The organism is Kitasatospora sp. NPDC094028, assembly GCF_049543595.1.
GTDB lineage: Bacteria > Actinomycetota > Actinomycetes > Streptomycetales > Streptomycetaceae > Kitasatospora.
This window is the reverse complement of record NZ_JBMVFA010000057.1, coordinates 20539-32325: the sequence shown is the minus strand read 5'-3', so window position 1 is coordinate 32325 and position 11787 is coordinate 20539. Positions and strand designations below refer to the sequence as shown.

At 73.6% G+C, this 11787-nt stretch carries 7 protein-coding genes and 1 pseudogene; 5 read left to right on the top strand and 3 right to left on the bottom strand.

What is annotated here, in order from left to right; genetic code table 11:
- Positions 1 to 86 precede the first annotated feature (86 nt).
- Positions 87 to 535, top strand: a pseudogene (locus ACPC54_RS40680) (transposase); the annotation flags it as partial.
- Positions 536 to 649: 114 nt separating this feature from the next.
- The gene (locus ACPC54_RS40675) at positions 650 to 1243 is read left to right on the top strand and encodes a transglutaminase-like domain-containing protein (protein WP_498972571.1); all 594 of its coding nucleotides are present in this window, start codon (positions 650 to 652) and stop codon (positions 1241 to 1243) included.
- Positions 1244 to 1720: 477 nt separating this feature from the next.
- On the opposite strand, the gene ACPC54_RS40670 is transcribed toward ACPC54_RS40675, so the two are convergent.
- From ACPC54_RS40670 to ACPC54_RS40660, 3 genes are all read right to left on the bottom strand, one after another.
- Entirely contained in the window at positions 1721 to 4822 is a 3102-nt protein-coding gene (locus ACPC54_RS40670; protein ID WP_498972567.1) for a hypothetical protein, read from the bottom strand.
- Between the two features lie 626 nt (positions 4823 to 5448).
- Complete coding sequence (locus ACPC54_RS40665; protein ID WP_498972565.1) at positions 5449 to 9831, bottom strand: caspase, EACC1-associated type; 4383 nt, start codon at positions 9829 to 9831, stop codon at positions 5449 to 5451.
- The gene (locus tag ACPC54_RS40660) at positions 9828 to 10232 is read right to left on the bottom strand and encodes an effector-associated constant component EACC1 (protein ID WP_498972563.1); all 405 of its coding nucleotides are present in this window, start codon (positions 10230 to 10232) and stop codon (positions 9828 to 9830) included. Before ACPC54_RS40660 ends, ACPC54_RS40665 begins: the two co-directional genes overlap by 4 nt.
- Before the next feature lie 63 nt (positions 10233 to 10295).
- On the opposite strand from ACPC54_RS40660, the gene ACPC54_RS40655 reads away from it, so the two are divergent.
- The 3 genes from ACPC54_RS40655 (at position 10296) to ACPC54_RS40645 (ending at position 11679) form a co-directional block, all read left to right on the top strand.
- Positions 10296 to 10661, top strand: a complete 366-nt coding sequence (locus ACPC54_RS40655; RefSeq protein ID WP_498972561.1) for a hypothetical protein — start codon at positions 10296 to 10298, stop codon at positions 10659 to 10661.
- A gap of 174 nt (positions 10662 to 10835) precedes the next feature.
- On the top strand, positions 10836 to 10997 hold the full coding sequence (locus ACPC54_RS40650; protein ID WP_498972559.1) for a hypothetical protein: 162 nt from the start codon (positions 10836 to 10838) through the stop codon (positions 10995 to 10997).
- 448 nt (positions 10998 to 11445) lie between these two features.
- Positions 11446 to 11679 carry a hypothetical protein gene (locus tag ACPC54_RS40645; protein WP_498972557.1) on the top strand — a complete coding sequence of 78 codons (234 nt, stop codon included), beginning with the start codon at positions 11446 to 11448 and terminating at the stop codon, positions 11677 to 11679.
- The last annotated feature ends 108 nt before the right edge of the window (positions 11680 to 11787 follow it).

Genomic DNA, 11787 nt, shown 5'->3' with positions numbered 1-11787 from the left:
GAGCCGCTGCTGCCGGTGCGGCAGCAGTGGCTTCGCGAGATCGGCCCGCCCGCCGTTGGACGACCGGGGCTGCTTGCAGGGGATCCCTGTTCGTGCCGCACACAGGGATCCGGTGGGAGTGGCTGCCGCAGGAGCTCGGCTTCGGCTCGTCGCGGCGGCCCGAAACGGGACCGAGCCCGGTCGACCGCGGCCGACCGGGCTCGAAGCACCACGTGATCACGGACGGCCGTGGCACACCGCTGGCGATCACCCTGACCGGCGGCAACCGCCACGACGTCACCCAGCTACTGCCGCTGCTGGACGCGATCCCTCACATCCATGGGAAGACCGCATCAAGCCGGTCATCGCCTGCCGAGGAGTGCCGCACGGCTCCGGGCTCGGAGCCGTGCGGTGGGTCGTCGAGAGGACCAACGCCCGGATTCACGGCTTCCGACGTCTGCGGATCCGCTGGGACATCCGCGACGACATCCACGAGGCATTCCTCAAACTGGCCTGCTGCGTGATCGCCTACCACCGCGTCCGAGCCTTGTCTCAGCTCCTCTTGGAGGGCGATTCGAGAGCAGATGTCCGTTCCGCTCTTGGCCCTGAGCCCTGTCCAGGGGGTGGAATTCCGCCCGCGGTGGACGGTACGCGCGGCACTGTGGGCAGCATGATTCTGCAAGCGGAGACCGACGACCTTACCGCCTACCTCGCGGCGGACGAGGTGATCGACCATCAGCACCCGGAGCTGCGGCTGCTGGCCGCCGAGCTGGCCACCTCGGAGGCGGCGTTTCACTACGTCCGTGACCGGGTGGCGCACTCCGCCGACGTGGGCGCGTACAGCGGGGTGTTCCGCGCCTCCGAGGTGCTGGCCGCGCGCAACGCGATCTGCCACGGCAAGTCCCACTTGCTGGCCGCACTGCTGCGGGCACAGGGCGTGCCGACCGGCCTGTGCTACCAGCGGCTGGAGGACGGCGAGGGCGGATTCGTGCTGCACGCCCTCAACGCCGTGCACCTGGACGGCCGCTGGTCCCGCCTGGACGCCCGGGGCAACCGGGAGGGCGTGGACGCGCGGTACGACCTGAATCGGGAGCGGCTGGCCTGGCCGGTCCGGCCGGAACTGGGCGAGCGGGACTACCCCGGAGTATTCGTCACGCCGCCGGCCCCGCTGGTCCAGGCGCTCGCCCAGGCAGTGCCGGGCCGGTTCGGCTACGACTACCTGCCGGCCGCACTTCCGGACGAACCGCCAGTCAGTCTCGGGTGAAGCGGACGACCGCCATGCCGTCCAGGCGCAGCAGGCCACCGCCAGCCGCTTCTTGATACTCCGGAGTACCTTCCGACGGCTGCCCCGGGCGTCCAGGGCAACGGACGGAGCACGATCTTGCCATGGGTATGCCGTCGTTCCAGCTCGCGGAACGGGGCACGTACCCGCTCCAGCGGGTACGTGCGGGCGATCGGCACCTCAGAGGGCGTTCGAGAGCTGATGTCCGTTTCGAAGTGAGACAGGACAGGGCCGCGATTCCTCCCGGCCGTAAACGGCCGGGGTGCCTCGCGAGATCATGCTGATCCCACCGACCGGCACCCCCGGCGCACCGCCTGCGCGAACTCCCGTACGCACGCCACCGGTTGGCCGGCCGGGCCGTCCTCGACCACCCGTGCGCAGGGCGCCCCGCCCGTGGCCGCCGGGGGACATCCGCGAACCCGCCCCCGCCCACATCGTGCAGGCCGAACCCGGCTGCCCTCAGCCGACCCCGGGCGGTGATGCCGGTGGCGGTACGGACCGGGGCAGGGTGTCGCCCTGGTCCAGGGGCAGCAGCGGCAGCAGCGGGATGCCGTCCTGGCGGGCCACCGCGGCCTGCAGATCGAGCGTGGCCCGGTCGGTGCCCACGCGGCCCTCGGTGCCGAGCAGGTAGTCGGTGAGGAACACCCGCACCGGTTTCGCCGGCACCGCCCGCACGTCCTCCAGCGAACCGAACTCGCTCCCCACGCCCAGGACGAGCAGCAGCATCCCGTAGACGCGGCTGCGGCCGGGCCCCAGCGAGGGCTGGAAGTACGGCAGGTCCAGGGCCCGGGCTCCGTGGCGGGCGTAGAAGCGCAGCCGCGCCGCCGCGTGGCCGGTGGCGCGGCTGCCGTGGTGGGCCTGCGGGTGGGCGACCTCGGCCAGCGTGACGGCCGGCCGGAACCGCACCTGCCAGGCCCGGCAAGCCTCCGCCAGCAGCTGCCCGCCCAGCCCGCGCGAGCGCTGGTCCTCCCGGACCGCGAGGTAGGCCAGCAACAGGGTGCGCGAGTGCGCCGACCACTCGCCGCACGCCACGGCCAGCGGCCGGCCCTGCCCGTCCGTGACGGCCGTCACCACCAGCCGCCCCTCGGCCATCGACTCGCGCATCTGCTCCAGGGTGTCCAACTCGTCGGGAGTGAAGGACACTTCCAACAGTTCTCGGTAGGCCGCCGCCATCAGCGGGTCGTCCGCCGCGACATCGCGCACCACGGTCGACGCGTCCTCGCCCTCCCGGCCGGCGCGCCGCTCGCCCGACGTGTGGTACACGTACAGGCCGAGCAGGGTGGCGAGGACCACGACTCCCGCGGCCGTCAGCGCCACCCACAGGTCCTCGTGGTAGTCCAGCCCGGCCTCCAGGACCTGGCCCAGCCCCGCGATGCTCATCCCGGCGATGACCGCCAGCAGGGTGTCCACCTTCACCCGCTGGCGACGCCGCACTTCCTGGAGAACCTTCTCCTCGCTCTCCTTGCGCTCCCGGGCCAGCTTCTCGATCGCGCCCGTCAGCTGCTCCTGGGTCACCTCGGCGATCGAACGCGACAGCTCGTCGGCCTTGCGCTGGTAGCCGGACGCCTCCAGTAGCACCCTCAACCGCTGCGCCGCCAACGGCGAGGCGAGCAACGACGGTGACTGGAACAGCGCGCTCTTCGCGTGGACGTCGACGGCCAGCCGGTCCAGTTTGAGCTTCTCCTGGTCCAGTTGGTCGGAGAGCCTCCTGAGCGCATGGCTGCTGGCCTTCTCGCCCAGCGCGTCGGCCTCGTCCTCGCGGTCCTTGGCATCGCGGTGGTGCTTGGCCAGGTCGGTGGACCAGCCCTCCAGCAGCCCGTCCAAGGAGGAGGCGAACTCCAGGATCGACCCCCAGGTGTCCCGGACGAAGGCCGGCAGGCCGAGGGAGACCAGGAGCGTGGTGTTGCAGGTGCGCAGGATCCACTCCCCGGTGGTGCCGGTGATGTCGGGCGAGGCCGGGGACGCCTCCGCGTACCGGATCCACTCCGCCATCGACCCCATCAGGCTCGGTGCCGGACTCGTCAGGATGCGCGCACCCACCGCCTCGGCGAACTCCTCGCCCGTCAGGATCTCCGAGCGCTCGACGCCGGCCGGCCCGGCGACCGTGTAGGCGGCGGTCACCTCCATGACCACCTGGTACAGGCCCGGCCGGCACACCACCGCCCGCGCCGCCCCCGGCCGCGTCGGCACCGAGTCCTGCGCCAGGGCCATCGCCAGGTCCGACAGCCGGGACCACCGCGCCCGGCCGCCGCCCGCGCCCGCGCCGTCGACGCCGCCGCCGCCCGCGCCCGCGCCGTCGACGCCGCCGCCGCCCGCGCCCGCGCCGTCGACGCCGCCGCCGCCCGCGCCCGCGCCGTCGAACCCGATGTCCAGCGCCCCGGCCTCCGGCCCGGCCCAGAACAGCATGGCGAACAGCTCGACCGCCGACACATCGGTCAGTTCGGCCTCGAACCGCACATGGTGGTTCCCCAGCAGCGACAGGCGCACCTGGACGCCGAGCCGGGCCAGCGTCCGGCCGTCCGGCGCACGGACGACGGCGTCCGGCATCACCACCAGCGCGCCGTCGTAGCGGCGGTCCAGGCCGTCGTGGCTCTTCCACACGTCGTCGAGTTCGAGCGAGCCGTGCGCCCGGACCGGGCGCGTGCCGGCCAGCTCCCAACGCGGCGCCTCCTCCTGCCCGACCGCCTCCACCAGGTCGGCGGGCTCCACACCGCGCACGGCGAACGGGTACAGGTAGACCAGCTTCCCGTGCCCCACCCGCAGCCACCGGTCCTTCGCCCGCCGCTGCAGTTCGAGCAGGCTGTACCGCAGCGCCCGCAGCTCGCTCACGCTGCCCTCGTCGCCCTTGATCGCCTCGTCGCTCTCGGCCCGGCGCAACGCCTCGACCGCGCCGTCCAGCGGGGCGCCTGAAGTGTAGAACGCGGCGAGCGCCCGCGTGGCCATGGCCGTCGTGCGCTGGTAGCCGTCGTACAGCCGCCCCCGCCGTACGACCTCCCGCGCGACGTCACCGTGCGTGAGGTGGAAGCGCGGCGACGCCTCCTGCATCAGCCGCACCGCTCGCCGGGCCCACAAGGCCGCATCGTCCGCCGTGGCCGCCCGTACGTCCAGCAGGCCGCTGGTCATGGCCTCCTCCGAGCGGATCTGCGCGCCCAGGCTCCACATCAGCGCCCGGACGGCCTGCCGCGCCGCCAGGTCGTCCGGGGAACACGGTGCGTGAACGGCCGCCAGGCACCTCTCGGCCCCGTGCAGGGTACCCAGCAGCCGGTCGAAGGTGTACGAGACCTGCCAGGCCTGCTCCACCTCGTTCAGCACCATCAGCAGCAGCCGCGCCATGCCCCCCGGCACCTCGGACACCTTCCGCGCGCACGGTGCCAGCGTGCGCTCCACCAGCTTCTCGTGCGCCGCCGTCGACGCGACCCCGCCCGCAGGCGCCGCCCGCCCGCCACGGCGCCCCGGGCGCCCGTCCCCGTCCAGCGGCAGGCCCGCGTTCCAGCGGGGCAGTCCCCAGATCATCCCGGTGTCCACGCCTCGCTGCGCCAGCCAGTCGTGCAGCGGCTCCACACCGCCATCCTCCCACCGCCCCCACCGCCTGGCAGGCTCGGGCGCCGGGCAGACCCGGGCACGGACCTTGCCCGACAGAGTGGGAAACGGGCGATCCTGTCCGCTGGGCCAGGCTTTGAGCCCGGCATCGCCCCATACGTCGTAGCAGTAGCCGGCGAGGTCCGCTGTCGTGGCGTACGCCGGGGCGGTGGGTGGGCTCGACGACGCAGAGCTGCCGGCGGAGGTTGCGGCCGTGCCGGACGAGTACGGGGAAGAGGCACCGGCCGTCACGGTGACGGTCCGGACCGGCACAGTCGTCGTGGGTCCGGTCGGTGACGATCCGCCCGCGCCGCATGCGGTGACCGCGACAGCGCTCACGCCGGCGGCGGCCGCGATCCACCCGGCTGTGGACGTGCCCGCCCGGGAGCGCGGGAGCCGACGTCCTGTGATTCGCCAGGCCGTCAGGCCGGCCGCCCGGGCAGCGGCCTGCTGCCGTCCCAGCCCTCGGGGTGCCGGCCGCACCTACCGCGGCAGCCGCCGACCCCCGCGCCCGCCCGGCCTGCCCGGGCCTCAGCTCCCCGACCGCGGGCGCGATACCCGTGGACCAGCCCGAACGAGGCCTGGTCCGCGGGTGAGCCGCGCCCGGCTCAGCAGGGCACCGGGCCGAGGGCGGGGTCGAGCTGCCCCCACAGCTCGTCGAGGTAGCGGCCGCTCAGCGCTCGGCACAGGCGCTGCTCGGCGCTTTCGGGGTCGAGGTTCCACTGGAGTGCGACGCCTTCCTTGTAGGAGGCGAGGAGCCCGCTTCCGTCCGCAGTGAAGACGAGTTCGTTGGGTTGGGAGTCGTACCTCTCCAGCGTGGCGGTCGGCCGCTTGTCCTGGACGTTCCAGAGCCGGATCACACCGTCCGCGCTGTCGGAGGCGAGCGTGCTGCCGTCCGGGCTGAAGGCCAGCCAGAGAGCGGGCAGGTTACCGGCGGGCAGCTGCCCCGTCTGCCGGCGGGTGGTCGCGTCCCAGAAGCGGATGCCTCCGTCCCAGGTGGCGATCGCCAGGGTGTGCCCGTCCGGGCTGAACGCGACGTGGGTGACGCGGTCCGTGGCCACCGGTTCGAGCTCCTGGCCCGTGTGCTGGTCGAGCAGCCGCACCCGGTTGACGTCGCCGAACGCGAGCAGGCCTCCGTCCGGGGAGAACGCCAGCCCGATCAGGAGCGGTGACGATGCGGAGTTGCTGATCAGCGGGGCCTGGGCGACGCGCGTGCGGGTGTCCCACCGCAGTAGCGCGTAGTTGTGCGGGTCCAGCGCCTGCTTCTGGTTTCGCCCGATGTCCGTGCCCGCACTGGTGAGGGCGGCCAGGGTGGTGCCGTCGGGGCTGAAGGCGACCCGGGTGGCCCACTCGCGGCCGGTCGGCAGGACCGCGAGCTGCTCGCCCGTGTCAGGGTCCCAGAGCCGGACGTTGCCGTCCGTCCCGGCCGCCGCGAGGCTGCGGCCGTCCGGGCTGAAGGCGAGGTCGAGAAGCGCCGCGGAGCCGCCGGTGAGGACGCGCAGCGGCGTGCGCGTGGTGGCGTCCTGCAGCTGGACCGAGCCGTCGGGCCGGGCCAGCGCGACCATCCGGCCGCCCGGCCGCAGCGTCACCGCGTTGAACGACTGGTCGCTCACGGCGACGGCGTTGCGGTGGAAGGACCACCGGACCACGGAGCCGCCACGGCCCCCGGTGACGAGGGTGTTCCCGTCCCGGCCGTAGGCCAGTGCGTCGATCACATCGTACTGGCCCGAGATGGTGCTCTCCAGGGTCCAGCCGGCCGTCGCCCACAGGCGCAGGTACTGGTCCCCGCTGCTGGCCAGGGTCGAGCCGTCGGGGCTGAAGGCGAGGCCGTCCACGGTCACGCCGTTCATCGTCAGCGGACGCCTGGCCGTGCGGGTGGTCACGTCCCACAGGCCGATGGTCCCGTCGTACGAGGCGCTGGCCAGCGTCTTCCCGTCGGGGCTGAAGGCGACTTTCGTGACCTGCGCGCCGTGGTCGGTCAGCGTGGCGACGGCCTCGCCGGTCGCCGCGTTCCACACCCGGACGCTGTGGTCCTGCCCGCCGCCGGCCAGCAGCCCGTCGCGGCCGAACGCCACCGACCAGACGAACGAGGTGTTCCCGGTCAGGGACCGGACCTCGCCCCGCCGGGCGACGTCCCACAGGTGGACTCCGTTGTCGCCCTGCCCGGTGGCGAGGAGGCGCCCGTCCGGGCTGAACGCCAGGGAACTCACCGGCCCGGTCGGCAGTCGTGCGACCTCACGGCGGCCTGCCACGTCCCACAGCCGCACCCCGTCGCGCTGAACGGCGCTGCCGCTGGCCAGGAGCCTGCCGTCCGGGCTGAACGCGACGGCGTAGACCGCGCCGTCCTCGTGGGCGAGTTCGGCGATCTGGTGGCGGTCGCCCGCGTCCCACAGGCGTACGGTCCGGTCGTCGAAGCCGCCGGTGGCGATGAGCTTGCCGTCCGGGCTGATGTCGACCGCTTTGACGAAGCCGGTGTGCCCGTCCAGGGTGCCGTCGTAGCCGTTGCTCCAGACCGGGGCCGACAGCAGGCTGCTGCGCGCCTCGGTCGTCCGGCCCGCCCGCCAGGCGGCCAGGGCCAGGCTCATGGACCGGCGCGGGTCGGTCGAGCCGATCTGGGCGGCCTGGGCGGCGTACTGGCGCGACAGCGCCTGCTTGCCGCTGGCGACCGCGGCCCGCTGGGCGGTGATCGCGTTCTGCCGGGAGACGAACGCCAGGCCGGTGGCGGTCATGGCCAGCACCAGGGCGAGCGCGAGGCCGCCGGCGAGCCTGCGCAGCCGGCGGGCGCGGGCCCGGGCCTCGGCCAGTTGACCGTCCGCCAGTCGCGTGCTGGTATCGAGGAACTCGGCTTCCAACGGGCTCAGTTGCTCGCGATGGCGGTCGGTCTCGGCCCAGCGGGCGGCGCCGGCCAGCCTGCTGCCGGTGTAGAGGTCGGCGCGGTCGCGGCCCGCCCGCTCCCAGGCCCGGGCGGAGTCGGCCAGGTGCTGGTGGACGAGAAGGCCGGCGCGGTCCTCCTCGATCCAGCGGCGCAACCGGTACCAGGCCCGCAGCAGCGCCTCGTGGGTGATCTCGGCGCGCCGGTCGGCCAGGGTGATCAGGCGGGCGTCGGGGTGGGCGAGCGCGTCACGGGCTCGGGCGACGGCCTCGGCCTCCGCCTGGTCACGGCCTGCGAGGAGTTCGTCCAGATCGACCGGCTGCCGGGTGTCCTCCGTGCCGTCCCCGATCCGCACCATGCGCAGCAGCAGGAGCCGGACGGCCTGCTGCTCCCGTTCTCCTAGGCCGTTCAGGATCCGGTCCGCCGTGCGGGCGACGGCGTCCCGGATGCCGCCGGTGGCCTGGTAGCCCGCCAGGGTCAGCAGGCGGCCCTCGCGCTGCTGCCAGGTGGCCTGGAGCGCGTACGAGAGCAGGGGCAGGATGCCGCCGGAGTCCCGTCCGAGGGAGTCGTCGGTCCGCAGGTCGTGCAGCAGCAGGTCAGTGAGTCCGTCTTCGAGGGACAGTCCGGCTCGCTCGGCGGGGCGTTCGATCGCTTCGCGCAGTTCGGCCGTCGTCATCGGACCGACCACGACCTGGCCGCTCTCCAGCGCGGCGACGAGTTCCGGGTAGGCCGCGCAGTGACCGTAGAAGTCGGAGCGCACGCCGATGATGATCTGGGCCGCCGGCGTCCCCCCGGCCCCCGGCGGGGCCCCCGCGCAGGCGAGGGCCCGGACGAACGCCTGCCGCTCGGCCTCGTCCCGGCAGGCGGTGAACAGTTCCTCGAACTGGTCGACCACCAGGATCAGGCGCAGGGGCGGGCCCGCCCGGTCGGCGAGGAGTACGCGGAGGATCTGGGCGCAGCTTCCGGGGTCCGCCCGCAGCCGGGTGGCGATCGCCTCGGGGCGCAGGACGCCCGGGCCCTGGGGCGACAGGTTCGCCAGGACGGCGGCGAGCCGCTGGAGCGGGTCCGGGCCGGGCGTGATGACCCGCTGGGGCCAGGCCCGGGCCTCGGGCTGCGGAAGTTCTCCGCGGTCGACGGCAGCCAGCAGGCCGGCCCGCAGCACGGAGGACTTGCCCGACCCGGACGGTCCGACGACCACCAGCGGGCCGGCTCCCGACAGGCGCCCGGCGAACTGCTGCAGGAGTTGGGAGGTCAGCCGGGAGCGGCCGAAGAAGTAGTCGGCGTCCTGCTCCCCGAAACGTTGTAGTCCCCGGTAGGGGCACACCGCGTCGGCGTCCGCCGGGGTCTCGGCCCCTCGTTCGGGGCGGACCGGCGGGCGGTAGGCCCGGTTGGGTGCCAGGACGAGCTCGCCGGCCCGGTCGGCAGCCTGGCGGTGCGGGCGCGGCCGGTTCTGCTCGGGCAGGGCCCGGTGCAGGTGGCGGAACGCGGCGTCCAGTGTCAGCTCCGGTGGCCCCGAGGGGTCCCCGGCTTCGAGCAGGTCGAGCAGGCAGCCGGTGAACGCCGTGTGCGCCGCACCGGGCGGGGCCAGTGCGACCTCCTCTCCCGAGGCCGACGTGAGCAGGTAACTCCCGCGTACGTAGGCCAGGCTGGCGGCGTCCCTGGCCGCGGATCCGGGTACCGCGTCGGCCCGTCCGGAGAAGCAGCAGTCGAGCACTACGACGATGGAGCGGGCCCGGCTGACGGCCAGCGCGTCCCTGATGGTGGAGTACGGCAGGGCCTTGTAGGACAGCTCCTCGGACAGGGAGTCGGTGGTTCGGACGGCCAGGTGGAGCTCTCCAGCAGGGCTCACCAGCCCGTGTCCGACGTAGTACAGGAGCAGCGTGTCCTCGGCCTGCAGGGCGGCCCGGGTGACGGCCTTGGCGAAGTCGATCATGTTCTCCGGATCGACCACCGTGGTCAGGTTGGCAGGGGCGAGGCCGCCGTGGCGGATCAGCGCCCGGCCCAGGTCGTGGACCGTGCCCGCGACGGCGGGGACGTCGGGCAGCGGTGATCCGGGAACGTGCGTGCCGGTGCCCACCAGGACGACGCGGGTGCCGGGTTGTGCCAGTCCGGGGGTCATTCGGCGGCTTCGCCCTGGTCGCCCGGTGCCGGTGCCGGGGCCGCGACGTCAAGCCAGACCTCCACTTCACCCAGCACTCGGGCAACACCGTCCGGATCCAGGTTGCGGACGTTGGTGCTGGTCAAGGTGATCGAGGCCCCGTCTGATCGGGTTGCCTTCACTTTCACGTCGCCCACACGTCGGCGGAGCCAGGCGATCAGTGCACTGGCCACCGCCGTCGCCACACCGCCCGGCCCGAGCACCTCCAGCATCGTCGCGACCGTCCCGAGCGTGCCCGGCTCCGGCGGGGCGTGGACGAGGCGCACCCGGCCGGCCAACTCCCGCTCGGTGAGCATCCACTGGCGCAGCGAAGCAGCGCCGTCAGTCCCAACTTCCCCGGTACATAAGATCGTTACTTCCATGATCCCCCCTGGTTCGGACAGAAGTGGGTCCGAGCATAGACCCGGGGAAGGTATGGACGTGCCGTGCGTGGCCCGGTCACACCCGGCCCGGGTACCCGCCCGTCGCCCTGGTCGTCACCGACGCCGAACCCGGCGCCCAAGGCCCGCACCGGCCGCCCCGCGCTGTACTGCTCCCGCTCGTGCCGCAGCAAGATGGACCGTGCCAAGGCCAAGGCCCGCGAAGCTGCAGCGGCCCAGGCCGCTGCACCTGCTGCACCGCTGCCCGCCCCGGCCGCTGCACCCGGCCCCGCTGCCGCACCGGACCACGCTGCACCTGCTGCCGCCGTCCCGGCCGGGGACGACCGCTGGGGCGAGGACGGCCAACACCTCCTCGGCCTCGCCGACGCGCTGCAAGGGACCGGCCGCTGGTGCGACGAGCCTCCGTTCTGAAATGGCTGGTCGGCTCACCAGACGGCCAGGCGGGCCGACCGAAGGCTGCTACGCGCAGGTGTCGAGCATCTCGACCAGGGCGGCCATCTCGGACACGGTGGTGCCGCGCTGCGCTCGACGCTGGCGCTGCTGGGGGAGAGCCTGGACTACCCGCGGGTCCGGGCGCCAGCCGAGATGGCGGCGGACCTGGAGCCGGTGGTCGCGGTCCTAGCCCTCGACGGTCCGGCGGTGCGGGCGGCGGTCACGGATCTGGCCCTGAACCGGTGGCAGGCCGGCACTGAGACGGCGCTCACCGAGGTCTACACGCAATGGGTCCACCTCGGGGTGCCGTTGTAGGCCGTGCTGCAGAACCCCTTGCCCTCGCCTGCCAGATCCGGACTTCCGCCCCGCGCCTGAACGTCCTGGGCCACTACAGCTTCCGTGGCCCCGGCCCGGTCGGCGGGGCGCTTCGACCCCTGCGCGACCCGGCGGAGGCTGACCACGACGAGGATTCCGAGGACTGACCGGCCCGCGGTGAACAACATCAGCACTGCTGGTCCCAGCTGCGGCTGCCTGGTGGCTCTGCTCGTGCTCGGCTGTGTGCTGGCAGCGGGCTTCCTGGTCGGCTGGTCTTGGGTGCTGCCCGTGGCTGGGGGTGTCGCGGCCGTCGCCCTGGCGGGCTGGGCATGGAGCGCCTGGCGCGCCAGGCGGCGTGACTCCCGGCAGGGGCGCCGCCGGTTGCACTGAATGTCCCGTCCCGGTGGGACTGCTTGCCCGAAGGAGGCAGCCCCACCGGGAAGCACCGATGAAGGAGATCAAGCGCCAGCGGCGCCTGATCGCCCGACAGAACGCCCTGCAGCAGCGTACGTACGCCAACCTCGTCGCCGAACTCGCGGGCACCGAGCACGGCGGCAAGACCCGCGCAAGCCGGGCCCTCGGCATCACCGACGTCCAGGTCGGCCGGATTCTCCGCGAGGACCAGCAGCGTCGCACCAGGCTGGCCGCTGCCGTCCGGGCCACCCGCCAGGCTTCGGGCTGACGGAGGTGCCGCACATGCCTCACGACCCCCTGGTATTCGTGAGGCACGTGTTCCAACTGGCCCTGTCCCTCACATGCCTGACTACGCCACGTCCGTGTCCCCGGCCGC